Here is a 24512-nt window from a genome sequence, read left to right on the forward strand (position 1 = left end):
TCGGCACTATGGAGTCCAAGTTATTTTGCTGCAAGCTGCGGTGGCGCTCCTATAGAAGTCATCAAACAGTACGTTCAGCAGCAGAGAACACCGCATTAGTCGGCTATCGTCGACGAGCTTACATCCCCGCACTCAAAGTACGGGGTTTTACGCTCAACCGATAATAGAGAGGTCCTTCTTCTATTACCAGAGGCTGACTGGGATGTTTTTGATGGGAAGGTGCTCAGACCAACTCTTCATCGTTTTCATCCTTCATGGTGGCTTTAACGGCAAAAGCTACTACCGAAGACAGAGCCAAAACAATACCTGTGGGCCAGGCGATATCAGCGGATAGAGCAAACCCTTCAGGCACCATCAGAATATAAGTAGAACAAACCCCTGTCATAAAGCCTGCAGGAATCAGAACCACCCAGAAGTTACGCATCTGGCGCACCATATAAACGGCAGCAGTCCAAAGTACTATTGTGGCTAATGCCTGATTGGAGAATGCGAAGTAACGCCAGATAATCGAGAAGTCGACCAGAGTTAGCAGATAGCCTGCCAGAAATAATGGAACGGCTAACATCAGCCGACGTACCATACCGGTCTGCTTGATCCCAAACATATCGGCAAAGATCAAACGCAGGCTTCTGAACGCAGTATCACCTGAAGTGATCGGACAGGCTATGACACCCAGAATGGCTAACATACCTCCCAGTGATCCCATCAGACCAATAGCAATTTCATTCACAACCAGCGATGGCCCTCCCTGACCCAGAATCTCTGACAGACCCTCTATACCGTTTGGAAAAAAGGCCATAGCAGCTGCGGCCCAGATCAGAGTAACCACACCTTCAGCTACCATGGCGCCGTAGAACACTCTTCTGCCATACACTTCGTTGGGAATACAACGTGCCATTAATGGCGACTGGGTTGCATGAAAACCACTGATCGCCCCGCAGGCAATTGTGATACAGAGCATGGGCCAGACAGCGAGCCCATCAGGATGCGCAGAAGGTGTTCCGATTTCCGGAACAGGGAGTCCTTTGATGACCAACATGCCACCAATACCAAACGCCATGAACAACAAGGCAATGGCAAAAAGAGGGTAAATACGGGCAATAATTTTATCGATAGGCAGGATAGTGGCCAAAAAATAGTAGGCAAGGATGACCATCAACCAGAATGTCTTATCGGCAAACACACCGGTAAAGCCCAGATTACTGAGCAATGACGCGGGTCCGACCATAAATACAGTGCCCACCAACAAGAGCAGAACAACCGACAATAGCCGCATAAATTGGCAAACACGTGGCCCAAGATAGAAGCCCACAATTTCTGGAATGCTTTGTCCCTGGTGTCTGACAGACATCATTCCCGAAAAATAATCATGCACAGACCCAGCAAAGATGCAGCCGAATACAATCCAGATAAAGGCGACAGGACCATATAACGCTCCCAGAATGGCCCCAAATATTGGCCCGAGACCGGCGATATTCAGGAACTGGATTAGGAAAATCTTGTACCAGGGCAGGACTACATAATCGACACCATCAGCTCTTTCCATTGCAGGAGTTAGCCTTTCAGTATCGATACCAAAGCAGCGCTCCACAAACTGACTGTACAGGAAGTAACCTGCAATCAGAGCGACCAGAGCCAGTATAAAACTGTTCATACCCCATATCTCCATCGATTAATTGTTGAAGATACGGATCCCCTCATACCGGCTCTTCTATGGTAAATCCAATTTCTCTGTTTTGATTTGAGCAGTTATTCAACTTTCAAGTATGAAATCATAGTCATTCCCGGCCCATCGTTTATACGATTTATTTATGTAAACGGTGATCAAGCAAGCTACACAGAATAACTTTATTGTTGCTCTGCTTCCGGTAATTTCACCCAGTCGCAATCAGGGTGAGGTTTATCCACACCGGAGCAATGTATATGACCACTGCGAAGGACATTGAGTTCCTTATGGCCTGGCATTAGCTTACACCCCAGGCTGAGCTTGACGCCCTCGCTGACAGAGAGCACTCTGCTGGTCCCTATAGCCAGAGATTCATCTTCATTTCCGCCGCAAATTCTGGGGTTATCTTTGGTATAAACATGCAACACACAGCCAATAGAGCCCGCTTCCACCAATACCCTGTGGCAACTGTTTTCTGAGCCACCAATATAAATGGGGTTTTCTACTTTGCGAAAACTAACCGTGTACGTTCTATCCAGAAATGTAATAGGGCCAGTATAAACATCGGTATGACCACCTAAAGCCAGGTCACCCGTCAAATCCAGATCGTCATCGGTACTGCCTAGGAGCCTGACCGAGAATAGGCAGATCGGCCCCGCTCTCGTCATGGAAATACCAGGCATCGGACAATTCACTTAACAGTTGTGAATCCACCTCTTTCCAGTTTTTCACAATAGCTTCGGCGGTTTCCTTGCAGTCAGGAATATTACTGAAACAGGTTTTTATACCGCCTTTAAGGCTCATCAGCTGGGACTTATTGAACTCAGCCGCTTCCTTGGCTTTATATCGCCATAAGAACGATAACTGTATTAAACGGGATTACTGCCGTTCGCCTCTGCATCCGTTATCTGACTGGAAAAGTCATTGGCCGCATAATCGAGAATCTGTCCCACCAGTTCTTTACACTTGTCCAGATCCTTGAGCTGGCATGAGGTGACAAAATATTCTTCATTTTTATCTTTTCCCACAAACAACTTTGCCAGCGACTGGGGAGCCCCCCCCCAACTGCATGGCCATAATCTCAACATACCCATGGACACTGGATTTTTCATGAGCCACTTTCAGTGAGTCCATCAGATTACCGATGGCGGCATACTTGACGGAGGATTCTTCTTCAAAATTGTGCTTTTGGTACTCACTGTCAAAATTGCCCCGAAAAGAAACCAGCAAGCTGCCCCCGGTATTGGCTGATTCCACAAACCGGTCACCGCACGTGGCACGAAACTGCTCTGGCCCTTTGGAATAGGCTGACTGCCCCACAATTCGTTCAGGGCCTCTTCAGCCACTCCGGCAGTACTCATACTGCTGGCACCGGACACTACGGTTTCAACAAAGGTATAGGTTTCGACTCTCTTGTCTTCCCCGGTTTCCAGTGCATATTTCACCTTGGCACTGCCCGTGAAAACATCGTAACTGACCGAACCATCCAGATTGACTCCCAGATTTAACTGAACATCACTGGATGAAACCTGCCTGCCAAAGTGTACAGTTCCAACTGCACTGCCAATATGACTGATCTTGCCTGGCTTCAGACAACTGGCTCCCAGCACTCTGCCTTCATCTGAGGAATACCCCATACCAAGATCCATTTGAGTTGAATCAGTATCATCAGCATTCACTGAAGACTGAAGAAAGATAAGCACAGCAATCATCTGGCAGGCAATACGAATCAGATCTCTCATGGGAGTCTCCATGAACTGAGAAAAAACCGGTGGGGAATAGAAATCACATTTATCTGTGACGGGCTGCTAGGAGAGGATAGTTAAAGGCTTCAGGCTACGCCAAATAAAAGAACGAACGTAAGTTCTCAATCACATTCCCTGCCAGGAATGTGATTGAAGCATTCTACAGAATCAGGCAGCGGCTGCTGTACTGACCGTCAGGCGACGAGAGCGGACAATAAAGAGAACAAAGCTTAATAATGCTCCTGCGATACCTGCTGGGTAAGCGACTGCCGTAGACAGACCCAAACCTTCTGGAGCCATCACTATATAAGTAGCGCACACTGCAGTCATAAAAACAGCAGGCACAGTCGTCAACCAGTGCCATTTGCCATTCTGAACCAGATACATGGAAGCAGCCCAAAGAACAATAGTGGCCAACAACTGGTTAGAGAAAGCGAAGTAGCGCCAGATAATATTGAAATCAACGAACGTTAGTGCAAAACCAATGGCAAAAACAGGAACAGCCAGCATTAGACGATTACGGGTAGAAGTCTGCTCCATATTCAGAGCATCAGCAATGATCAGCCTGACACTGCGGAACGCAGTATCACCAGAGGTAATCGGGCAGGCAATCACACCCAGGATGGCCAGTAACCCACCAAACGTTCCCATCAAGCCAACAGAAATCTCCTTCACCACCAGCCCTGCACCACCCTGGGACAGAACGTCATTCAGTCCCTCAATACCATTTGGGAAGAAAGCCATAGCTGCTGCTGCCCAGATCAGGGCCACCGCACCTTCGGCAATCATGGCACCATAAAAGACACGACGACCATAAGTTTCAGTGGGCAGGCAGCGGGCCATCATGGGTGACTGGGTTGCGTGAAAACCACTGATCGCACCGCAGGCAATGGTCACGAACAGCATTGGCCACATGGGCAATCCTGCAGGATGAGAAGTATCCGCTCCAACTTCAGGAATAGGCAGCCCCTTAACGATCAGCATACCGCCGACACCTACCGCCATAATCAGCAGTGTGGCGCCAAAGAGTGGGTATACCTTGGAGATCAACTTATCCACAGGCAGGATGGTTGCAATAAAGTAGTAAGCCAGAATAATCGACAGCCAAAATCCACTTTTTGCCAGCATGCCTTCACCGCCCAGGTTTGCCAGCAAACCGGCGGGGCCCATCATAAAGACCACGCCGACCAGCACCAGAAGGATTACAGAAAAGCCTCGCATGAATTTGCGGAAACCTTCGCCCAGATAGGTACCCACAATTTCTGGAATGGACTGACCACCATGGCGAATGGACAGCATGCCGGAGAGGTAGTCATGAACACCGCCGGCAAAAATGCAGCCAAAAACAATCCACAGAAAAGCAGAAGGACCATAGAGGACCCCCATAATCGCACCGAAAATAGGACCGAGTCCGGCGATGTTCAGAAACTGGACCAGAAAGATCTTGTACCACGGTAAAGGTACATAATCGACGCCGTCGGTTTTAGTTAAAGCAGGTGTTTTGCGATCAGGCTCAACACCAAAGATACGGTCTACCACCCGTCCATAAATAAAATATCCGGCCACCAGTGCCAGAAGTGCTGTGATAAAGCTGGTCATCCCCATACCCCCAGCCTCTTTTGTCAGCTTTGGGAAAGCAGGCTGAGGCTTAAGTGTTCATAGATTGTTCAGAGTCGAGGGAACTCTAACAACTTAAGGATTTTGTAAATTGACTTGAAGCAACAAATAGTTTTCAAGTTCGGTAATTCATTAGTCGCCACATTTGAACATGCACTCAAATACCTTCTGCTAAGCTATCTGGACATCCCAGTTTCGGAACATCGTATGAGCAGCCTGATCGATCTCGCTACCCGTTTACTCTGGGAGTACATACTCATATATTTACTGTTAGGCGCAGGCGTTTATTTCACACTCCGCAGTCGATTTGTTCAGGTTCGCTACTTTTTTCATGCCTGGAAAATCATGTTCAGTTCCCGGCAAACGGACAAAAACGAGATTTCCTCTTTTCAGGCACTGTGTACTTCACTGGCCGCCCATGTAGGCACCGGCAATCTGGCGGGTGTTGCTATCGCCATTTATATAGGTGGGCCAGGGGCGATTTTCTGGATGTGGGTGGTAGCGGTTCTGGGAATGTCGTCCAGCTATATAGAAAACACTCTGGCTCAACTTTATAAAACCAATAATAATGACGGCACCTTTCGAGGTGGACCTGCGTACTATATAGAGAAAGCTTTGGGACTCCGTTGGCTTGGCGTTATTTTTTCCAGCCTGCTACTGATCGCCTTTGGATTTGTTTTCAATGCGGTTCATGCCAACTCGGTATCCGCCTCTCTGACTGCCACTAATTATCTGAGCCCGGAACAAGTTGGCCTGGCCATGGCCGTCATTACAGGGCTGATTATTTTCCGGGGCATTAAAACGATTACCCGGTTTGCCGAGATGGTCGTGCCTCTGATGGCTCTGACCTATCTGTTTATCGCTCTTTATATCGTCGTCAGTCGTATTGATGAAATGCCAGCGGTCTTAGCCCTGATTTTCAATCATGCCTTTGGCCTGGAGCAGGCGGTTGGCGGAGGCATAGGTTTCTCGGTGGCTCAGGCCATCATGCAGGGAGTCAAGCGAGGCCTCTTTTCCAATGAAGCGGGTATGGGCAGTGGTCCCAACGCAGCCGCAACAGCGACTCCCTGGCCTCACCACCCTGCAGCTCAAGGCATTATTTCCATGACCAGTGTCTTCATTGACACCATTGTTATCTGTACGGCAACCGCAGCCATTGTCATGCTCTCAGGTCAGCTGGAAAACGGTAATACTCTAAACGGTATTCAGTTGACTCAGGCAGCCATGGGAGATCTGGTAGGGACCTGGGGTGAATGGTTTATCATGGGCGCGGTTCTCTTCTTTGGTTTCACTTCCGTGGTAGCTAATTATTATTACGGTGAATCCAACCTTCTATTCATGAAGAACAGCCCTCAATGGCTGCTGGCCTATCGATGTGTTGTGATCTTGCTGGTCTATCTGGGTGCTGTCAGCAGTCTGGAAGCAGTCTGGATTATTGCTGATCTTGCCATGGGATTGATGGCACTGATTAATCTCATTGTCATTGTACTGTTGTCAGGACCTGCTCTGCAGGTTCTGAAAGATTATGACCAACAATTTAAAAAGGGCCGAACCCCTGTTTTTTACCGTGAACGATTCCCCTTTTTGAATCAGACAATGGATGCCAATGTCTGGATTCAGCCTGATAAACCCGACAATATAGATGACGATGATAATGGTGCTCCCGCTCCAGACCTGCCTGAAGCAGAAGGCCTCTGAATAAATAACCATCACTGATTCTGGTGGCTTTTTCAGCAAGTGAAAAGCCACCCATCAAATAGATAACATTATTGTTCAACATTAATGAAGATGGATTATCTAGATAAAAACCCTTAAAAGAATGCGCGTTAACACCTGCAATTCAGACCACCCGCCGAAACTATCCAGAGCCTCCTGCAACTGATAGCAGCTACTAACTGGCTGATATTTCTTTACTTTATGCTGACCCAGAGAGGAGGTGTTTATACCTGGCCGCCACAGTTTATTCACTTATATTATATAAAGTTGATTACAAACAAACTTCTGGGCATATAAATAATCCGGAAGCGCTATGAACGATTTTATTTCTGCATCGAACAATATTCTCTGGGGAAGCGTCCTGATTTACCTGCTTCTGGGAGCCGGTATTTTCTTCACTGTTCGTACCCGTTTCGTCCAGTTCCGCCGCTTCGGTCTGGCTGCCAAAACCATGATGGGCAGTCGTGCCACTAACTCCAACCAACAGATTTCAGCATTCCAGGCATTCTGCACCAGCCTTGCAGCCCGTATTGGTACCGGTAATATGGCCGGTGTTGCGGTCGCTATCTACCTGGGTGGCCCCGGTGCGATCTTCTGGATGTGGTTGATTGCCCTGTTAGGTATGGCAACCAGTTTCGCAGAAAATATCCTCGCTCAGATTTACAAAACCAATAACGGCGACGGCACCTATCGTGGTGGTCCCGCTTATTACATGCAGAAAGCTCTGGGACAACGCTGGATGGGCATTGCCTTCTCCATCTCCCTGATTATTGCTTTTGGATTTGCTTTCAACAGCGTTCAGTCCAACTCTATCGCTGCTGCGTTCAGTAGTTACGACATTGCGCCTGAATTCATTGGTATCGGACTTGTACTGGTCAGCGGTGTGATCATCTTTGGTGGTATTCGCTCCATCTCCAAAGTGGCTGAAATGATTGTCCCTGTCATGGCACTGGGCTATCTGGCCGTAGCTCTGATCGTTGTCGCCATGAATGTGTCCGAGCTGCCTGCTGTGTTCACCCTGATTTTCAAGAGTGCTTTTGGCCTTGAAACAGCCATGGGTGGTGGCGTGGGTTACATGGTTTCCCAGGCTATGATGCAGGGCATCAAGCGTGGACTGTTCTCTAATGAAGCGGGTATGGGTAGCGCCCCAAATGCCGCAGCTACAGCACACTCTACTCACCCGGTTAATCAGGGCATGATGGGAATGCTGGGCGTATTCCTGGACACCATTGTTGTATGTACCGCCACTGCAGCCATCATTTTGATGTCCGGCATGCTGGAACCTGGCAGTGGTCTAACCGGCGTCGAATTGACCCAGGCTGCACTGTCCAGCGAGATTGGTCCATGGGGTGGGCACCTGGTTGCAATAGCTATTCTGCTTTTTGCTTTCACTTCCATCATTGCCAACTACTACTACGGCGAATCCAACCTGCTGTTCATCAAAAACAGCAAGCCCCTGCTGATGGTTTATCGCCTGGCGGTAATGGGGATGGTGTTCTGGGGAGCTATTGGTAACCTGCCGACGGTATGGGCTTTTGCCGATCTGTCCATGGGTGTCATGGCCCTGATCAACATTGCCGCTATCCTGCTGTTGTCAGGTATCGTCATGCAAGTCCTGAAAGACTTTGACGAACAGATTGCTGACGGTGTTGTTCCTGTGTTTAACCGCAAGAAATTCCCATTCCTGGATAAAACCATGGATAAGGATGTGTGGCAGGAACACAACGCTGGTGACGCTCAGCCTGCCAATGTAGCGGAAGTCAAAGCCAGACTGGCTGCTGAATAATCCTGAAGCCTGTTGGACTTAAGCTTTAAAGCATTAAGTTTGACAGGCTCCCAAGGCCGAACCGTCGGTTTGGCCTCCTTTTCTTTTGAAGACACTCCTCACCCTGATCTTTATATTACTCAGGTCGATATCATCCAACTCCAGAACGTCTTTCCCACCCGCAGCACTGCTCCTCAGGCGTAAATGATCAATCAATATTTCACCAGCAGAGCAAGGGACTTTTAGACTTACTTCTCCTGTGGTTCGAATGTCTACCCGTGCACTCTCTGCATCATAAGACAGCTGCTTAATACTCTCCCCTTCAGGTAAAGAGTTCTCCAGCGTTGAGAACCATCTTATCTGCTCATCCTTTGTGGCTGTTTCTTTCGGCTCACCGGCTGCAGAAACAGATTCCAGAGGACTTAACAGCGCCAGGGTCAGTGAGGCCGCAAAGCGCATCCGAGTCTGGTTCGACAAGGCTCTTCTCAACTGCCAGCGTGATACCCACTTGTTCTGCAGAAGAATCTCACCCAGCTTCTCCCCGGTTTCTTTCTGTAGTTGAATCGCCTCACTGATTTTCTCTTCCGTGACGTAGCCCCGGGTCACCAGAATCTGTCCCAATCTGGATTTGTGGTATGCTTGAGCCCGTTTTAAATTATCCATATGGGTACCATCCTTTTTACCATTCGTGAGGATCCTGACCGAGAATAGACAGCTAGGGCGCAATTCTCGATCAGGATTCTAGACTGGTTATCGGCCAATCCCAGCCATGATCCAAGCGCTCTGGCTGTCACTGGTCACCCCAAAGGCAGGTATTCCCTCTTTAAGCAAATGGAAAGGTTTCTGAGCATGCCGGAAAAAAAGCAGGGCTTTGCCTTTGAACAGTCGCTCACTGAACTGGACGCACTGGTACAGCAAATGGAATCCGGTGATATGTCACTGGAAGAGTCCCTGAAAGCCTTTGAAAAAGGGGTAAAGCTGACACGTGAATGTCAAAAAGCCCTGACCGAAGCAGAACAGCGAGTCCAGCAACTTCTGGAAAATCAGGGTCAACTGGAAACCCGTCCGTTCGATCAGACAGAAGGCGAATAATTCATGACACTGCTGGAATACATCAAGGGTTATCAAAACCGCGTTGATGAGCAGCTTCACAACATTCTCCCCAGCAACAGCCAGGTCAGTAACCGACTGGTTGAAGCCATGTCTTATTCTGTCTTCAACGGTGGTAAACGCATTCGCCCCATCCTGGTCTATGCGGCCTCTGAAGCCTTGGGTGGCCAGCCCATCCAGGCTGATGTTCCTGCCTGCGCTGTCGAATTGATCCATGCCTATTCTCTGGTTCATGATGACCTTCCTGCCATGGACGACGATGATCTTCGCAGAGGTAAGCCTACCTGTCACAAAGCCTTTGATGAAGCCACAGCGATCCTCGCAGGTGATGCTTTGCAAACTCTGGCTTTTGAAGTACTGACTTCTCCTGGCCATGATCTACCCGATCATGTTCGTCTGAGACTGGTTAGAGAACTGACCCAGGCTTCTGGTTATGCTGGCATGTGCGGAGGACAGTCCATGGACCTGAACTCAGTGGGCAGCTCTCTGAATCAAGAGCAATTGCAATTGATGCACAGCCACAAAACCGGGGCTCTGATCCGTGCCAGCGTTATTATGGGAGCACTTTCAAGCGGTAACGTTGACAGCGAGCAGCTGACTAACCTCACCCGATACGCTGATGCCATTGGCCTGGCTTTTCAGGTACAGGATGACATTCTTGATGTCACTGCTGACACCGAAGTGCTGGGCAAGCAGCAGGGGGCAGATGTGGCACTGAATAAGCCCACCTATGTTGCTCTCATGGGACTGGATGGTGCCAGAGAGCTGGCAGGTTCTCTTTGCCAACAGGCTATTCACTCCCTTGAAAGCTTTGGGGATCGGGCTAAGTTTCTCAGGCAGATGGCAGAATATGTGATTCAGCGTTCGCATTGATGAAAACATGATTCACAGGAAGCATATTGCTGCTTTCTTAAGCAAGAAAAAGCGCCATAGCGCAATCTTTCTGCGGAAAACAGCATCATGCAAGTGTCTGATTCAGGAGTAATAACAGTATTTCCATAGTAAAAACCTCCTGTTCAGGTACAATCCTATAATTCCCTGGTAAAAAAATCTTCAGGGGGCAGGCCGAACACTATTCCCGGTCAGGCCTCAGGAAGCTGTCAGGCATTTGCTATCCACATTCCTGACTGGCTACCGGAAGCCTTGAGGCTTCCCCTTCCCATCCCATACAGGTTATGGTGATTGAGGAACTACATCGAATTTTCGAAAAGCGGCTTGGGACCAGAAGGCTGATTGAGTATCTGTCTTCAAGCGTCGCTTTTATGGCTGAGAGGCCTGGATCGCAAGCAAACATGTTTCACGAAATACCCAAAACAAAGCCTGATACCCCTTTGCTGGACCGGGTCGATACACCCGACCAGCTGCGCCAATTTGAAAAAGCCGATCTGCCCCAGCTGGCCCATGAGCTCAGAGAATTTTTGCTCTACTCCGTTGGTCAGGTGGGTGGGCACTTTGGTGCCGGGCTGGGTGTTGTTGAACTGACTGTCGCCCTGCACTATCTCTTCGAAACACCCTACGACCGACTGGTATGGGATGTTGGCCATCAGGCCTATCCTCATAAAATTCTGACGGGTCGAAAAGACAGAATGGGCACCCTTCGTCAGAAAGACGGCCTGGCAGCCTTTCCCAAAAGAGACGAAAGTGAATTCGACACCTTTGGTGTGGGTCACTCCAGCACTTCAATCAGCGCCGCACTAGGCATGGCTACCAGCGCCCGCCTGAAGGGTGAAAAACGACGCACGGTCGCGGTCATTGGTGATGGTTCTATGACTGCTGGTATGGCTTATGAAGCCATGAACCATGCGGCTGACCTCAAAGCCAACATGCTGGTCATTTTGAACGACAATGATATGTCGATTTCGAAAAGCGTGGGAGGACTGTCTAACTATCTGACCAAGGTGCTTTCCAGCAAGACCTATCATCATATTCGTGAAGGCAGCAAAAAAGTTCTGAATGTCATTCCTCACGCCTGGGAACTGGCTCGCAGAACCGAAGAACACATGAAGGGAATGATCATTCCCGGCACTCTGTTCGAAGAAATGGGCTTCAACTATTTTGGTCCCATTGATGGCCATGACCTGCCCATGCTGCTTCATACTCTAGAGAACCTTAAAGATCTCGATGGCCCACAATTCCTGCACGTTGTTACCCGCAAAGGTAAAGGTTTCACACCTGCAGAAAAAGACCCTATCGGTTATCACGCCATCACCAAACTCGAGCCCAGCCCGAAAACCAGCGAAGAAAAACCCAAACTGCCCAAAAAGCCCAAGTACTGTAATGTCTTTGGTCAGTGGCTGTGCGATATGGCGGCAGAAGACGACAAACTGGTGGGTATTACCCCCGCCATGTGTGAAGGGTCAGACCTGATTCGCTTTGCTGATCATTACCCTGATCGTTACTTTGATGTCGCTATTGCTGAACAACATGCAGTGACACTGGCAGCAGGTATGGCCTGCGAAGGGATGAAACCCGTCGTAGCTATATACTCAACCTTCCTGCAGAGAGCCTACGATCAGCTCATTCATGATGTCGCAGTCCAAAAGCTGGATGTTCTTTTCGCCATCGACCGGGCAGGCATGGTCGGGGAAGATGGCCCAACTCACGGTGGCTGCTACGATATTGCCTTCCTGCGCTGTGTTCCTGAAATGCTGGTCATGACGCCTTCGGATGAAGACGAAACACGTCGTATGTTATCGACAGGCTATCAGTTTCGGGGGCCTGCTTCTGTCCGTTACCCAAGAGGAACCGGACCCGGTGTCGAGATCAGCGAAAATCTGGAAACCATGACCATTGGCAAAGGTGAAATCCGTCGTCAGGGCCAGCAGGTTGCCATTCTTTCATTTGGCACATTACTTCAGAACGCCCTGGCAGCAGCAGATGAACTGGATGCCACTGTTGCCAATATGCGCTTTGTTAAACCCCTGGACGAAGAACTCATTCAGCAATTGGCCAAAGATCATGAACTACTGGTCACTCTGGAAGAAGGTTGTATTGCCGGTGGCGCAGGCTCAGCCGTTTCCGAGTTTCTGAATGAGCAGGGTATTCATGTTCCAGTAATACACCTGGGCATTCCCGATGAGTACATTGAAGCCGCCAGCCATAAGCAGCAGCTGGCAGAGTGTGGACTGGATGCTGAAGGCATCAAGAATGCTATTTCCAGTAAACTGGGAAGAAACCTCAAGGGCAGTATAAAGATAGCGAGGGTGACTCAGGCATAATTTAAGCAGATTTTTATTATTTTTTAACAGCCCAGATACTTCTGTCTGGGCTTGCATTACTAACTAATCTTTACAGCTTTCTTCATCTCGACTTCACCAACATCATTTATCGGGCCTTATTATCGGTACGCTAGAGAGGTAGTCGCATGTTATACCAATCACTCATTCTAACTACGCTATTACACAGATAATTCAAGGTTCAGCTCTGCGTTGAACCTAAATCCCTCCTCACTTAGCCTTATTCTGATGCCCAGATTAACACGGTCATTACGGTAGTTAGAAAGTATGACTGGTATTAATTACTGGGAATAGATTGACGAATCAGAAGTTCAAGTTGATCGAAGCGTTCACGGGATTCTTTGACGAACTCATTGTGCTGTTCGTCGGCTCTCTTGAAGCCAGCATGTGTAGCATCTGCTAAAGCTGAAATACTGGCCCTTACCGTGGCTATATCATGCTGATTGGACATACAGATATTTTTTATCTCAGCAGTAACTTTAACTAGGCTATGCAGATTTTCATCCATCTGCTTATGCTGCTCTTCAAGCTTCTCTACTCTGGCTTCTAATAACACTGGACTTACTCATTCTTTGTGTGGAGCAATCAGCATAGCAAAGAATAACAGAGAGATACTTAGCACTTAATTCAAGTGCACCAAAGCCGTCACTTACAGGTAGCGTCAGCTTTCAGAGAATCACTGTTGTTTAATAAGCGCCTTTGAGCCTCTATTACGGCCTGCTCTTCCAGAAGGATTTTTTTTAAATCATCGAAGGCTCGAAGCAGACTTTGTACAGATTCTCTCAGCGCTTTATGCTGTGCTTTAATGAGATCAATATCACTCATACTTCGCTCCAGTTATATGAGACATGTGTAAAGAATTACGCAGGGATTGGGCCACTGTCAGGAACAGGCGTATCTTTAGCATTCGCTTCCAGACGAGCAAGAGCGTCTGCCACGGGTGTAGCTTTATCATTAACAGCTGCCAGATAGTCAACAATAGCTGCAGCTTTCCCCACAGTACTTGCGGAATCTGGATCATGCATGTCCTTAGTCAGTTCGAAAACCAGATCTCTCTGCGAATACCCTTTTTTAGCTGCACTTTTAAGAGTGTTAGATTCCTTACGGAAACGGTTCATCTGGTTGAGCCCAGCCATATTGACTACCACTTAGTTGTGAATGAATGAGATTGAAGAATAGTCAAAAACTCAAAAACAGGGGCAGAGTATGCAGAATTATTTAAATGTCTGACATTAAACCGGTCGCTGAAGGCAACTCCAACGATAAAGGGAGTGTTCAAGAAAGCAGTCAGAAGCCAAAGCTTCTGACTCATCAAAACGTCAGGCAGTATCGTACAAATGACCCAGTTTCCAAACCTTGGTGGTCAGGTACTTCTCATTGTGAGGATTCTGTCCGGTCTGATGAGGCTGACGTTGAACCACATCAATACCTTGACGGGTCAGAGCTTCAACCTTCTTGGGATTATTGGTCATGAGAATCAGCTGTTTAACTTCCAGATGATCCAGCATGTTCTTGCACATATCGTACTTGCGCAAATCGGCGGCAAAGCCCAGCTCTTCATTAGCTTCTACTGTATCCAGCCCCGCATCTTGAAGCTGGTAAGCCCGCACTTTATTCAACAGACCGATACCACGGCCTTCCTGACGCAAATAAAGAATGACTCCGCGTCCGGCTTCTGCGATCTTGCGCATGGCAGCCTCAAGCTGAGGACCACAGTCGCAGCGCATACTGAAAAGAGCATCTCCGGTCAGACACTCTGAATGAACCCGTGCCAGGACGGGACCACCCTGGCTTAAATCCCCCATGGTGAGAGCCAGGTGCTCCTTGCCAGTGCCACTCTCTTCAAATCCATGCATGATGAACTCACCGAAAGGGGTGGGCAAGCGAGACTCTGCAATGTAACGAACAGACACTCACTACTCCTCAAGACAGTCGTGCAAAGAGCCTGTCAAACCTATGTTTTTTAAGCACGAAACCCATTAGAACAACAGACTCCTGGGCGATTGTAACAGTACAGGATGTTACAGGCGAGTTAATAACGAGCCTGCAATGTCATCACCCCACCTTCCTCACTGAATCGGATATTCTTCAGATAGCTCATACCCAGCAATACCGTTTCAGGACTGTTGCCTTCAATCACAGTTGCTTCTACATTAGGCACACGTATGCCTCCCACGGAAACGAAATCCAGCATAACCTGAAACCCTCTAACGACCCCGCTGGCGGTTTCAACTCTGACCGTATTGCCATCCTTGTAGTTTACTCCAAGGCGGGCCGCAATAACTGCATTGATGGCTACAACATTGGCTCCGGTGTCCACCAGTACCTGAACAGAGTTATTGTTGATAACACTCTGAGCCAGATACTGCCCCTCGTTACTTCTATTGATTCGAAATGTCAGTAGCTCAGGTGACTGAATACCGTCGCCCATATCGCGGCTGAGAAAATAGTCTTTCACCACACCATTGACTTCCACCCGGGCTTTCAGGCTGCTGGCATCAATCAGCCGGACACCATTCACCGGCCCTTCTCCCACCTCGAGAAATTGTCGCTCACCATCAATGAAGACCAGAGCCTTCTCCGGAAACAGAGCCACTACCCTGACGTTGACAGCATGGGCAAACGAAGCAAAGAAAAACAACAGGCTGGCAAACAACCCGAAAGGGAAGACTGATTTCATTATTTTTATACTCTAAAGAAGTCTTTTATCACCACAAGCAATCGAAGGCTGGCTCGATTGCTCATGACTGACTGTGACTCGATTCTATTTGGGCCCTATCTTCCGTGCCGCAAGCTACAGGGTCAAGTCATTGAACTAAACTCAAGACCTGTTTAACAACCTGCACAAATGGAAAAGGAATTTCGATTTATCTTTGGTGATCCATGATTAGAAAAACAGAAGTGATTCGAGCACTTAGACTTGGTTTACTTGCGGTGACACTGTTTGCTGCAAAACCTGCCTTGGCATACCTATTTACCTGCCCTTTGCCAGACAGCATTTCAACTGCAGAAGCAGCGGAAACAGGTAGGGTGCCCTTGCAACCGGGAATGCCAAAGGTGTGGAACCATCTTAAATTTCAGTACCGGCGAGTGGATCAACGACCAGAGTTCAGTCTTCCCCCGGAAACAGAACCTCGATTTGATCTGGATCTGCCATTGATTTTTAAAAGTGCTCACATCACGAAATCACTGAACAAACCTCATGCGTCCTGGGCCAATTATTCACTGGAACTGATCAGCTGTGTGTATGGGATTAGCGATAGTCGCTACAGTAATTTTGAAGTAGAACTGACTCCCCAAAATGATCTTGCGATTTTTCATTTGCAACCCACCCTCGTCTGGTCGCCCTATTCAAGAGCCCATCTGAATACCATCAGGACGGAGTACTCCTGCATGGAAAATCCGGAGTACTGTCAATTCACGTTATCCAAAATCAGCAGTGAGTTCTTCACGCCTCGCGAAGCAATCAATAGCAGACTGACTCTCGCCTTTGGAGAAAACACAGTGATGGAACAAACCATTGTCGGTCAGTTTGAGATAGCGCCCATTAGAGACGATGTCATCAATAAAACCATTTCAGATGACATTGGGCATATGGTGATGACAGGCCTGCCACATTGCCAGAGAGCTCCGAGGAATAAAATCGATCAATGCACTCTGGATGAACTACAAAGCAACCTGGTTCAGAAAAAAGTGTCAGCCCTGCTCATAAAATTCAGCCTGCTGGGCAGCAGTAGCACAGCTAGAATCAACCATTGCTATGACTATAAGGTTCGTTGTGAACTAGTGACTTCAGATATAGAAGAATAGAAACGGGCCGCAACACCTGCTCAAAGGAGCAGGTGGGCAATAAGCTGAAGAGAAATAAGCGCAAAGATACCAGCAATGATGTCGTCTATCATAATACCCAGCCCGCCATGTACTTTTCTATCCAGCCAGCCAATGGGCCAGGGCTTCCAGATATCGAATATTCTGAACAGAATAAACCCTATCAGTACCCACTCCCAGCCACTGGGCGCAAGCAGCATGGTAATCCAGTAGCCGACAAACTCATCCCAGACAATGCCCGGATGGTCATGTACCCCAAGATCCCTGGAGGTCTTTCCACAAAGCCAGATACCAAGAACAATGCTCACAGCCAGTACCAGCAGATAATTCCAGAGCGGGAGATACTGGAACATCAGATAGAAAGGAATAGCTGCCACTGTACCAAATGTTCCCGGCGCAACAGGCGATAAGCCACTGCCAAGACCAAAGGCAAAAAAATGAACCGGATTTTTCCAGACTGAGGGTATTTTACTCATAGAGGATCACTAAAAGTGCTGATAAGCCTGGGGAGAAAGTGGCTGACCTGTCTCGGCATCCACCAACCCAGATGAGGAAGTTATACGACCGACGCAGGTTACATGATTGTCTGCCAGCAGACTGTCAGGAAGCTGTAACTTTTTTTGATCCGGCCAGGTAAAACACAACTCATAATCATCGCCTCCGGTAAGAGCCAGCTCTCTGGCTTTTTCTGAACCCAGTAAACCTTCCAGCTCTTTGGAAACCGGTACCGATGAGAGTTTCAGTTCAGCGCCTACCTGACTGGCTTTGAGAATATGCCCCAAATCACCCAGCAAACCATCGGAGATATCCAAAGCAGCCGTTGCACCGTTTTCCAACAACCATTGGCCCAAAGCGATTCTGGGTGTCGGCCGATAGTAGCGCTCTAACAAATAGCTTTGTTCATTGGTTCGGGCATTTTTCGGCCCCTCCCCTCTTAGAACATCAGGCAATGCACCTGCAGAATCTCCAAGGTAACCACTGACATAAATCAAATCACCCACTCTGGCACCATTACGACGAAGGGCCTGGCCTTTGGGTAAAGTTCCCTGAACCTGTATTGAGATCGTCAAGGGTCCACGGGTGGTATCCCCGCCAATCAACCCAACCTGGTGCACTGAAGCCAGTTCTGCCAGACCATCAGAAAATGACTGAAGCCAGATATCGTTTGAATCAGGAAGGGTTAAACCCAGCGTAAAACTGTGGGGCTTGGCTCCCATTGCAGCCAGATCACTGAGATTAACCGCCAGAGCCCGATAGCCTAAGAGACAAGGATCACATTTTTGGGGGAAATGGACGCCTTCAACCAAGGTATCCAGAGACTGAGCCAGTTGCTGGTTAGGTTGAAGAGACAAAAGCGCGCAATCGTCGCCTATACCAACGACATCATTTAAATGAGATCGAAGACCCGGACGATCAAAGAAATTGCGAATCAGGTCAAATTCGCCAAGAGCCATAAGCAAGCCCACTGGTGCGGTTGGTTCAGGGGATAAAGAGTTAACAGTTTAAAGCGTACAGTTAACAGTCATTCGTTCAAAACAAACTGTAAACTGAATACTTCCGACTGTTAACTCCTATCTGTCAACTCTTTACTTTTTACGGAAGTTGCGCACTTCATCAGGACGAACACGCGGTGCTAGCTTGTCCAGAATACCGTTGATGTAACGGTGAGAATCCTGGGCACCAAACCGCTTCACCAGCTCGATAGCTTCGTTGATGACCACACGATATGGAACATCAGAACGGTTCATCAATTCATAACAGCCAATGCGCAGTGCCGCCATTTCAACCGGGTCCAATTGTGTAATCGGACGATCCAGCAACGGCGACATAGCGTCATCCAGTCGGCTTGCTTCGCGGGCAATGCCGGTCAGCAGCACGTGGAAATAGCCATCATCCACTTTATTGAAATCGTTGTCCGCACGGAACTGCATTTCAATTTGAGTGATGGACGACTGGGACATCTGCCACTGGTACAACGCTTGTAGCGCCAGTTGACGTGCACGACGACGGGCAGATGGTTTTGGACGCGGGGCAGATTTCTGCCCGGCTTCCTGCTTCTCAGTGGACAACTCAGGCCTCCAGTTTCTTGAGCAGGGACACCATTTCGAAAGCTGCCATAGCAGCCTCTTCACCCTTGTTACCAGCCTTGGTACCGGAACGCTCGATAGCCTGCTCGATGGTGTCTACGGTCAGAACACCGAAACTCACCGGAATTTCTTCGTCCAGATTCACTTGTGACAAACCTTTCACACATTCGTTTGCAACGAATTCGAAGTGAGGAGTGCCTCCACGAATGACAGCACCCAGAGCAATAATAGCGTCGAAGCGTTGGGTTTTGGCAACTTTCTTAACAGTCAGTGGAATTTCGAACGCGCCAGGGCAACGAACGATCGTAATATCTTCTTGGGCAACTCCATGACGGGTCAGGCTGTCCACAGCACCATTGAGCAGACTTTCTACAACAAAAGCATTCCAGCGGCCAACAACGATCGCATACTTGCCACCATTAGCTTGCAAAGAGCCTTCGATGGTTTTCAAAGACATAGCGTTTTCCTCAATAAATCTTTATGTCAGATAGACTGCCTTTCAGGAACCTGTTGGACAGGTCTTAACAGCCATGAGCGATTAAAAGCTTTTTGCGCCATAGGTAGCGCAACTGGTAGCGCAACTGGTAGCGCAACTGGTAGCGCAACTTTTTCAATAAAGCGCTCTGACGACCGGCCTGAAAAAGCTTCTTTCAATTCGAAGCTTTTTCAGTCATGAAGCGTGGTCAGTCTTCACACGAGATGTATTCAACAATTTCCAGATCAAATCCGGAGAGAGCACCAAAGCGAACCGGTGAGCTGAGCAGACGCATTTTACCTACTCCCAGATCACGCAGAATCTGTGAGCCGGTTCCGATAGTCAGGTAAGCACCGGACATACCGCTGTTGCCACTCTTGCCTTCAGAGAAACGTTCCAGAGCGCCTCCCAGATCCAGTCTCGACTCAGAATCCAGCAATACAATCACACCACGCCCTTCACTGGACACACGGGCCATGGCCTTATTCAGAGACCAGCTGGATTTGCCTTTCTCTGGATGAGCAGATAGCAGATCCCGGAAAGGTTCCATGGCATGAACCCGCACCAGTGCCGGAGAATTCGGCGTAATATAGCCCTTGGTCAGAGCAATATGCGTGGCCCCACTGATGGAATCCTTGTAAGCCGTCATATCAAACTGGCCAAAATCGGTATCCAGCGTACGCTGTTCCACCTTATCGACTGTTTTTTCATTCAGGATCCGGTAGTTGATCAGATCAGCGATAGTGCCGATTTTCAGATCATGCTCTTTGGCAAACACTTCCAGATCAGGACGGCGGGCCATGGTGCCGTCTTCATTCATGATTTCGATAATGGCTGCTGCCGGTGTCAGACCGGCCAGACGAGCCAGATCACAACCCGCTTCAGTGTGGCCCGCACGACTGAGTACACCACCTGGCTGAGCTCTCAACGGGAACACATGGCCTGGTTGAACAATATCACCGGGACGAGACAGTGGATCCACTGCAACCCGAATGGTTTTGGCCCGATCATGGGCAGAAATACCTGTGGTCACCCCTTGTGCAGCTTCAATAGAAACTGTAAAAGGCGTACCAAAACCTGATGAATTGTCTTCCGTTCCCACCATTGGCGGCAGTCCCAGAAAATCACAGCGTTCTCCGGTCAAGGTCAGGCAAAGCAGACCTCTGGCTTCCCGGGCCATGAAATTCACGATCTCAGGAGTGATCTTCTCAGCAGCGATTATCAGGTCACCTTCGTTTTCACGATCCTCGTCATCCATCAGGATGACCGGTCTTCCGAGGCGAATATCCTCAATAATCTCTTCGATGGAGTTAAGCTGCATAACACCCCCGTGTGTGTTTTTATACATCCGGTATGCGAAACCGCCCTATTCTAACGGTTTCATTCCCAAGCTGGAAGCCGTCACTTCATAAAGCCGTGTTCAGCAAGAAAGCCAGCGGTCAGACTGGAAGGAGCAGATTCGCTTTCTTCTCTGAGACTGGGGTCCATCAACCTTTCCAGATACCTTGCCAATACATCCACTTCCAAATTAATTTCCGTACCTGCACGGTATCCGGTGATGATGGTTTCCTGCTGGGTATGAGGCACGATATTCAAGGCAAACCGGCAACCATCCACCTTGTTCACCGTCAAACTGACACCATCGATAGTGATGGATCCTTTATGAGCGATGTACCGGGCCAGATTGGCTGGCGCCTCGACCCAGTAGACGGTAGAGCGACCAGAAGGTTCAATGGAAACCACCTTCCCCACACCATCAACATGACCACTGACCAGATGACCACCCAGCCGGGTTGAAGGCGTCAGTGCCTTTTCCAGATTCAGGGCAGAGCCTGCAGCCAGAGAAGAGAGAGTAGAGTATTCGAGTGTTTCCACAGAAACGTCTGCGACATACCCCTGCCCGGTCAATTCGACCACCGTCAGACAGACGCCGTTGGTGGCAATACTGTCGCCCAGTTTGACATCAGAAAGGTCCAGTTGACCCGAGTTGACCGTCAACCTCAGATCACCGGAACGGGATTCTACTTTCTGCAGGCTGCCAACAGCCTCGATAATACCTGTAAACATGAATGATGAGTCCCCAGTAATCAGTTATCTGTTTTCTCTTTGAAGGTCGCTGTCACTTTCCAGTCACCACCAATCGCGCGGATATCCGTGATATTCAAATCAAGCTTTTCGGACATAGACTGGAAAGGCATCGTCAGCAGCGGTCTGGCAGCGGATCCCATCAGAACCGGGGCCATGAACACAATCAGTTCATCCACCAACCCCTCTTTGACAGCAGCACCGGCCAGAGTCGCGCCGGTTTCCAGCAGAACTTCCAGACAATCTCTCCGGGCCAGCTCGCTCATCAACGCTTGCAGATCCACCTGCCCTGCATTGGAGGGTAATCTGAGGACTTCAGCGCCAGCGGCTTCCAGCTCAGCCTGTCGATTTTGTTCTGCCTGATCAGTACACACAATCAGAACTTTTCCAGGCCCAGTGACAACGTTCGCGTCTACGGGGGTTTTCAGGAATGAATCCAGAACCACTCTTAGAGGCTGCTTCCGAGCCAACTTTTCAGCGTCCGGCAAACCCAGTTCTTCTGCTCTGACCGTCAGTGAAGAATTATCCTGTAGAATGGAGCCAACCCCGGTAATAACTGCACCACTTTGTGCACGGAGCTGTTGAACTTCACTGCGAGCAGCGGGCCCGGTAATCCACTGGGATTCGCCACTTTCCATCGCAGTTCTGCCATCCAGACTCATAGCCAGCTTCAATCGGACATAAGGTTGCCCGCTGACCATTTTTTTAATGAATCCGGGGTTCAATGCTTTGGCTTGCGCTTCAAGAACTCCGGACTCAACCAGAATGCCGGCATCACGCAACCGGTTCATGCCACGGCCCGACACCAAAGGATTAGGATCTTCCATGGCCGCCACGACCCGCTCAACCTTTGCCTTGATCAGCGCTTCTGCACAGGGAGGGGTTCGCCCGAAATGACTGCAGGGTTCAAGGGTGACATAGGCGGTCGCCCCCTCAGCTTTATCACCTGCCATATTCAGGGCATGAACTTCAGCGTGAGACTCGCCCGACCGCTCGTGAAAGCCCTCACCCACTATCTCCCCATCTTTCATGATCACACACCCTACCCTGGGATTAGGCATCGTGGTGTATAACCCTTTACGTGCCAGTTGCAGGGCACGGGACATCATTTCATGATCGATGGCAGACGCCATTGGGAAACGCTCCGGGATCAAGTCAGAAAAAGGGAGTAGTTTATAGGGATTTGCTTCCAGCATCACTCACAGGAGACATATCTCAACTCAATGCTATGGCTGGCTCAATAGTTTGCTCTCCAAAGCTTCCACCAGTTCAGGAAATACTGTGGTCTCCCGGTCACCAATAAAATGCCCCCGATCGGTATACTCATAATACTCTGTATGCAAATGCGAGCGGACCCAGCGAGCTTCATCGATAGGAATCCAGGGATCGTCCACCGAGGCAAACTGGATCACCCAGGGTACATGATTGCCCATTGCCTCCCATTGCCAGGGACGATCGAACCAGCCACCCGCTTTCTCATTGGGCTCTCCCAGATCAGAAACATAAGCACTCACCAACACCATTCCTGCCAGAGGATACTGCTCTGCATAACGCATAGCGGCTATAGCTCCAGAAGAATGCCCAACCAGAATACTGTCTTTACTGGCTCCCAGTTGATCTCTTATAAAAGGAATCCAGACAGATTCATGGGCCACCTGATTATCAGGCAGTGTTTTTCTCACAACCGGAAAGCCTCGAGCGGTCAGCTTTTTTTCAAGATAAATATACCAGTGCATGTCGGCAGTGCAGCCACCATTGCCATGTATCAGGATGATGTTCACTCTTCAGTGCCCTCTATACTGTCCAGCTGAAAATGAAATGTTTGAACTATAGATCAGAGGACAAGCAAAAAGTGCAGAAACTCCGTTTTCATCATGTCGGCATCCCCACCCGGGAAAAACTTCCGGATGACTGTTACAACGAAAAGCTGAAACTGCACGCAACGGGTTACTTCGAGACACCCTACGCTGTGGAGTGGATGAACTTTGACGAAGACAATAGTCTTCCGGACATCATCAAAACAACACCCCACATTGCCTTCGAGGTAGAGGATCTGGAAGCAGCATTGAAAGGCAAAGAGGTGGTTCTGGCACCACGGAGTCCGGCTAAACATGTCACCGTCGCTTTTATAAAAGACGGCAGAACGCTGATTGAATTGATTCAGTTTGATCGACCAGAGAGCGAACTCTGGCCACATCCGGAAAAATTCAGGATTTAACCCGGAAATTTCATGACGTGTCGAGTTTCTCGTGACCTTTCCCCAGATCAAAGCGACTTTATGAGCTTTCCGGGTTTGTGCACTGACTTATCTGAGCAAAATCATTAAGCTGATAGTGCATTCAATAGGGAAGTCGTCATGCAATATCAGGACAGGATAAAACAATTCAAACAGGCGGTGGCCGAATTGGAACAGGCTCTGATCAGGGAAGTGCCTCCTGTATTCAGTCGAATCATTCAACGGTATCAAAAAGACGGACTTTACTGCCTGGGTGTGTACCACAATGGAGAATACGTCGGTTATCTTCTTTCTACCTTTTCCACCGAGAGAGGCCTGAATCATGTCACCGATTACTACATGAAAGACTCCGTTCTGAACCGTGATCAACAGAAACTCTCTCTACGCTGGAGCCCCTGTGACTCGCCCTATCATGAAGCAGAGGAAGAATTTGGTGCACTGGAGCATTACCGTAGCAAGGTGGAATGCCTGCTTGACGATATTTATTACAGTCTCGATGATGAAACTGCCAGAACGCATTCAGATCGAGAACGCCTTGATCTTCTGGACAATCTTCAACAAGAAGTCAGAGTCAGTCTTGTTCGAGGACTCAAAGTCGTCGCCAGACAACCTGAAATTGCTCCGTGGCTAGCAAAGTCAGAAGGCGTTATCGCTCTTCTGGCCGGCGACATCAACGAAGATGACGTACTGGACGACATTGAACACATTAACGGCAGGCAGAAGCGACAGCAGGTCGAACCTGAAATGGCCAAAGGCCACGAATATTACCTGAAGGCATCAGAAATCTGGGCAAAAGAGATGAAGCTCTGACTTCAAACCCTAGCCCGGAAATTTCATAAAGTGTCGAGCTTCTCGCTCTGCTATTTTTTCGGCTGACACATTTTCTCGTCATATTCATGCTTATTGCCTGGATCTGACGAGAAAATGCTGTCATGGCGGAAAAAGA

General features: G+C 48.8%; 28 protein-coding genes. 9 read left to right on the plus strand and 19 right to left on the minus strand.

The window, feature by feature from the left end; genetic code table 11:
* A partial coding sequence (locus ACR2PX_RS24965) for a transposase (RefSeq protein WP_434002091.1) occupies positions 1–99 on the plus strand: 99 nt, incomplete at its 5' end.
* 124 nt (positions 100–223) lie between these two features.
* Here the strand turns inward: ACR2PX_RS24965 and ACR2PX_RS24970 are convergent.
* The 5 genes from ACR2PX_RS24970 to ACR2PX_RS24990 form a co-directional block, all read right to left on the minus strand.
* Positions 224–1654 (minus strand): carbon starvation CstA family protein, encoded by a 1431-nt coding sequence (locus tag ACR2PX_RS24970; protein ID WP_434002064.1) that lies wholly within the window; start codon positions 1652–1654, stop codon positions 224–226.
* A 194-nt stretch (positions 1655–1848) separates the two neighbouring features.
* Positions 1849–2334 (minus strand): hypothetical protein, encoded by a 486-nt coding sequence (locus tag ACR2PX_RS24975; protein ID WP_434002065.1) that lies wholly within the window; start codon positions 2332–2334, stop codon positions 1849–1851.
* A gap of 201 nt (positions 2335–2535) precedes the next feature.
* On the minus strand, positions 2536–2778 hold the full coding sequence (locus ACR2PX_RS24980) for a hypothetical protein (protein ID WP_434002066.1): 243 nt from the start codon (positions 2776–2778) through the stop codon (positions 2536–2538).
* A 21-nt stretch (positions 2779–2799) separates the two neighbouring features.
* Positions 2800–3408, minus strand: a complete 609-nt coding sequence (locus ACR2PX_RS24985; protein ID WP_434002067.1) for a hypothetical protein — start codon at positions 3406–3408, stop codon at positions 2800–2802.
* Positions 3409–3579: 171 nt separating this feature from the next.
* Positions 3580–5010 carry a carbon starvation CstA family protein gene (locus ACR2PX_RS24990; protein WP_434002068.1) on the minus strand — a complete coding sequence of 477 codons (1431 nt, stop codon included), beginning with the start codon at positions 5008–5010 and terminating at the stop codon, positions 3580–3582.
* A 225-nt stretch (positions 5011–5235) separates the two neighbouring features.
* Between ACR2PX_RS24990 and ACR2PX_RS24995 the strand changes: the two genes are divergently transcribed.
* Together ACR2PX_RS24995 and ACR2PX_RS25000 are read left to right on the plus strand one after the other, a co-directional pair.
* A complete protein-coding gene (locus tag ACR2PX_RS24995) occupies positions 5236–6726 on the plus strand; it encodes an alanine/glycine:cation symporter family protein (protein ID WP_434002069.1) in 1491 nt (496 codons plus the stop codon).
* A gap of 331 nt (positions 6727–7057) precedes the next feature.
* On the plus strand, positions 7058–8530 hold the full coding sequence (locus ACR2PX_RS25000; RefSeq protein ID WP_434002070.1) for an alanine/glycine:cation symporter family protein: 1473 nt from the start codon (positions 7058–7060) through the stop codon (positions 8528–8530).
* Positions 8531–8563: 33 nt separating this feature from the next.
* Here the strand turns inward: ACR2PX_RS25000 and ACR2PX_RS25005 are convergent, their stop codons facing one another.
* Entirely contained in the window at positions 8564–9172 is a 609-nt protein-coding gene (locus ACR2PX_RS25005; protein ID WP_434002071.1) for a hypothetical protein, read from the minus strand.
* Positions 9173–9358: 186 nt separating this feature from the next.
* On the opposite strand from ACR2PX_RS25005, the gene ACR2PX_RS25010 reads away from it, so the two are divergent.
* From ACR2PX_RS25010 to dxs, 3 genes are all read left to right on the plus strand, one after another.
* Positions 9359–9601 (plus strand): exodeoxyribonuclease VII small subunit, encoded by a 243-nt coding sequence (locus ACR2PX_RS25010; RefSeq protein WP_434002072.1) that lies wholly within the window; start codon positions 9359–9361, stop codon positions 9599–9601.
* Between the two features lie 3 nt (positions 9602–9604).
* Entirely contained in the window at positions 9605–10492 is an 888-nt protein-coding gene (gene ispA, locus ACR2PX_RS25015) for a (2E,6E)-farnesyl diphosphate synthase (RefSeq protein ID WP_434002073.1), read from the plus strand.
* Positions 10493–10911: 419 nt separating this feature from the next.
* Positions 10912–12837, plus strand: a complete 1926-nt coding sequence (dxs, locus tag ACR2PX_RS25020; RefSeq protein WP_434002074.1) for a 1-deoxy-D-xylulose-5-phosphate synthase — start codon at positions 10912–10914, stop codon at positions 12835–12837.
* A 295-nt stretch (positions 12838–13132) separates the two neighbouring features.
* On the opposite strand, the gene ACR2PX_RS25025 is transcribed toward dxs, so the two are convergent.
* From ACR2PX_RS25025 to ACR2PX_RS25045, 5 genes are all read right to left on the minus strand, one after another.
* Positions 13133–13411: a hypothetical protein gene (locus ACR2PX_RS25025; RefSeq protein WP_434002075.1), complete on the minus strand. Its 279-nt coding sequence runs from the start codon at positions 13409–13411 to the stop codon at positions 13133–13135.
* Positions 13412–13500: 89 nt separating this feature from the next.
* Positions 13501–13680 (minus strand): hypothetical protein, encoded by a 180-nt coding sequence (locus ACR2PX_RS25030; RefSeq protein ID WP_434002076.1) that lies wholly within the window; start codon positions 13678–13680, stop codon positions 13501–13503.
* A gap of 35 nt (positions 13681–13715) precedes the next feature.
* A complete protein-coding gene (locus tag ACR2PX_RS25035; protein WP_434002077.1) occupies positions 13716–13991 on the minus strand; it encodes a hypothetical protein in 276 nt (91 codons plus the stop codon).
* Between the two features lie 183 nt (positions 13992–14174).
* Positions 14175–14768, minus strand: coding sequence for a GTP cyclohydrolase II (gene ribA / locus ACR2PX_RS25040; RefSeq protein WP_434002078.1), 594 nt, complete (start codon positions 14766–14768; stop codon positions 14175–14177).
* 119 nt (positions 14769–14887) lie between these two features.
* Entirely contained in the window at positions 14888–15535 is a 648-nt protein-coding gene (locus tag ACR2PX_RS25045) for a retropepsin-like aspartic protease family protein (RefSeq protein WP_434002079.1), read from the minus strand.
* 368 nt (positions 15536–15903) lie between these two features.
* Here ACR2PX_RS25045 and ACR2PX_RS25050 point away from each other — a divergent pair, with 368 nt between their 5' ends.
* Positions 15904–16665 (plus strand): hypothetical protein, encoded by a 762-nt coding sequence (locus ACR2PX_RS25050; RefSeq protein WP_434002080.1) that lies wholly within the window; start codon positions 15904–15906, stop codon positions 16663–16665.
* A gap of 20 nt (positions 16666–16685) precedes the next feature.
* On the opposite strand, the gene ACR2PX_RS25055 is transcribed toward ACR2PX_RS25050, so the two are convergent.
* The 8 genes from ACR2PX_RS25055 to ACR2PX_RS25090 form a co-directional block, all read right to left on the minus strand.
* Positions 16686–17159: a phosphatidylglycerophosphatase A family protein gene (locus ACR2PX_RS25055; RefSeq protein ID WP_434002081.1), complete on the minus strand. Its 474-nt coding sequence runs from the start codon at positions 17157–17159 to the stop codon at positions 16686–16688.
* A gap of 9 nt (positions 17160–17168) precedes the next feature.
* Positions 17169–18137 (minus strand): thiamine-phosphate kinase, encoded by a 969-nt coding sequence (thiL, locus tag ACR2PX_RS25060; protein WP_434002082.1) that lies wholly within the window; start codon positions 18135–18137, stop codon positions 17169–17171.
* A 132-nt stretch (positions 18138–18269) separates the two neighbouring features.
* Positions 18270–18815 carry a transcription antitermination factor NusB gene (nusB, locus tag ACR2PX_RS25065; protein WP_434002083.1) on the minus strand — a complete coding sequence of 182 codons (546 nt, stop codon included), beginning with the start codon at positions 18813–18815 and terminating at the stop codon, positions 18270–18272.
* On the minus strand, positions 18754–19227 hold the full coding sequence (ribH, locus tag ACR2PX_RS25070) for a 6,7-dimethyl-8-ribityllumazine synthase (RefSeq protein ID WP_434002084.1): 474 nt from the start codon (positions 19225–19227) through the stop codon (positions 18754–18756). The genes nusB and ribH overlap by 62 nt, the downstream gene beginning before the upstream one ends.
* A gap of 226 nt (positions 19228–19453) precedes the next feature.
* Positions 19454–20566: a bifunctional 3,4-dihydroxy-2-butanone-4-phosphate synthase/GTP cyclohydrolase II gene (gene ribBA, locus ACR2PX_RS25075; RefSeq protein ID WP_434002085.1), complete on the minus strand. Its 1113-nt coding sequence runs from the start codon at positions 20564–20566 to the stop codon at positions 19454–19456.
* 80 nt (positions 20567–20646) lie between these two features.
* Entirely contained in the window at positions 20647–21312 is a 666-nt protein-coding gene (locus ACR2PX_RS25080; protein WP_434002086.1) for a riboflavin synthase, read from the minus strand.
* Between the two features lie 20 nt (positions 21313–21332).
* A complete protein-coding gene (gene ribD, locus ACR2PX_RS25085; protein WP_434002087.1) occupies positions 21333–22463 on the minus strand; it encodes a bifunctional diaminohydroxyphosphoribosylaminopyrimidine deaminase/5-amino-6-(5-phosphoribosylamino)uracil reductase RibD in 1131 nt (376 codons plus the stop codon).
* 93 nt (positions 22464–22556) lie between these two features.
* Positions 22557–23111 (minus strand): RBBP9/YdeN family alpha/beta hydrolase, encoded by a 555-nt coding sequence (locus ACR2PX_RS25090; protein WP_434002088.1) that lies wholly within the window; start codon positions 23109–23111, stop codon positions 22557–22559.
* Between the two features lie 71 nt (positions 23112–23182).
* Here ACR2PX_RS25090 and ACR2PX_RS25095 point away from each other — a divergent pair, with 71 nt between their 5' ends.
* Together ACR2PX_RS25095 and ACR2PX_RS25100 are read left to right on the plus strand one after the other, a co-directional pair.
* Entirely contained in the window at positions 23183–23548 is a 366-nt protein-coding gene (locus ACR2PX_RS25095) for a VOC family protein (RefSeq protein ID WP_434002089.1), read from the plus strand.
* A 138-nt stretch (positions 23549–23686) separates the two neighbouring features.
* On the plus strand, positions 23687–24376 hold the full coding sequence (locus ACR2PX_RS25100; RefSeq protein ID WP_434002090.1) for a hypothetical protein: 690 nt from the start codon (positions 23687–23689) through the stop codon (positions 24374–24376).
* Positions 24377–24512 lie beyond the last annotated feature (136 nt).

Origin of the sequence: Endozoicomonas sp. (genome assembly GCF_051008435.1) — a bacterium.
GTDB lineage: Bacteria > Pseudomonadota > Gammaproteobacteria > Pseudomonadales > Endozoicomonadaceae > Endozoicomonas_A.

Excerpts from the sequence above, each read along its gene's own strand:
- ACR2PX_RS24970 (WP_434002064.1), bottom strand. The coding sequence starts at position 1,654 with ATGAACAGTTTTATACTGGCTCTGGTCGCTCTGATTGCAGGTTACTTC.
- ACR2PX_RS24975 (WP_434002065.1), bottom strand. The coding sequence starts at position 2,334 with ATGACGAGAGCGGGGCCGATCTGCCTATTCTCGGTCAGGCTCCTAGGC.
- ACR2PX_RS24980 (WP_434002066.1), bottom strand. The coding sequence starts at position 2,778 with ATGAAAAATCCAGTGTCCATGGGTATGTTGAGATTATGGCCATGCAGT.
- ACR2PX_RS24985 (WP_434002067.1), bottom strand. The coding sequence starts at position 3,408 with ATGAGAGATCTGATTCGTATTGCCTGCCAGATGATTGCTGTGCTTATC.
- ACR2PX_RS24990 (WP_434002068.1), bottom strand. The coding sequence starts at position 5,010 with ATGACCAGCTTTATCACAGCACTTCTGGCACTGGTGGCCGGATATTTT.
- ACR2PX_RS24995 (WP_434002069.1), top strand. The coding sequence starts at position 5,236 with ATGAGCAGCCTGATCGATCTCGCTACCCGTTTACTCTGGGAGTACATA.
- ACR2PX_RS25000 (WP_434002070.1), top strand. The coding sequence starts at position 7,058 with ATGAACGATTTTATTTCTGCATCGAACAATATTCTCTGGGGAAGCGTC.
- ACR2PX_RS25005 (WP_434002071.1), bottom strand. The coding sequence starts at position 9,172 with ATGGATAATTTAAAACGGGCTCAAGCATACCACAAATCCAGATTGGGA.
- ACR2PX_RS25010 (WP_434002072.1), top strand. The coding sequence starts at position 9,359 with ATGCCGGAAAAAAAGCAGGGCTTTGCCTTTGAACAGTCGCTCACTGAA.
- ispA (WP_434002073.1), top strand. The coding sequence starts at position 9,605 with ATGACACTGCTGGAATACATCAAGGGTTATCAAAACCGCGTTGATGAG.
- dxs (WP_434002074.1), top strand. The coding sequence starts at position 10,912 with ATGTTTCACGAAATACCCAAAACAAAGCCTGATACCCCTTTGCTGGAC.
- ACR2PX_RS25030 (WP_434002076.1), bottom strand. The coding sequence starts at position 13,680 with ATGAGTGATATTGATCTCATTAAAGCACAGCATAAAGCGCTGAGAGAA.
- ACR2PX_RS25035 (WP_434002077.1), bottom strand. The coding sequence starts at position 13,991 with ATGGCTGGGCTCAACCAGATGAACCGTTTCCGTAAGGAATCTAACACT.
- ACR2PX_RS25045 (WP_434002079.1), bottom strand. The coding sequence starts at position 15,535 with ATGAAATCAGTCTTCCCTTTCGGGTTGTTTGCCAGCCTGTTGTTTTTC.
- ACR2PX_RS25050 (WP_434002080.1), top strand. The coding sequence starts at position 15,904 with ATGCCAAAGGTGTGGAACCATCTTAAATTTCAGTACCGGCGAGTGGAT.
- ACR2PX_RS25055 (WP_434002081.1), bottom strand. The coding sequence starts at position 17,159 with ATGAGTAAAATACCCTCAGTCTGGAAAAATCCGGTTCATTTTTTTGCC.
- thiL (WP_434002082.1), bottom strand. The coding sequence starts at position 18,137 with ATGGCTCTTGGCGAATTTGACCTGATTCGCAATTTCTTTGATCGTCCG.
- ribH (WP_434002084.1), bottom strand. The coding sequence starts at position 19,227 with ATGTCTTTGAAAACCATCGAAGGCTCTTTGCAAGCTAATGGTGGCAAG.
- ribBA (WP_434002085.1), bottom strand. The coding sequence starts at position 20,566 with ATGCAGCTTAACTCCATCGAAGAGATTATTGAGGATATTCGCCTCGGA.
- ACR2PX_RS25080 (WP_434002086.1), bottom strand. The coding sequence starts at position 21,312 with ATGTTTACAGGTATTATCGAGGCTGTTGGCAGCCTGCAGAAAGTAGAA.
- ribD (WP_434002087.1), bottom strand. The coding sequence starts at position 22,463 with ATGGCGTCTGCCATCGATCATGAAATGATGTCCCGTGCCCTGCAACTG.
- ACR2PX_RS25100 (WP_434002090.1), top strand. The coding sequence starts at position 23,687 with ATGCAATATCAGGACAGGATAAAACAATTCAAACAGGCGGTGGCCGAA.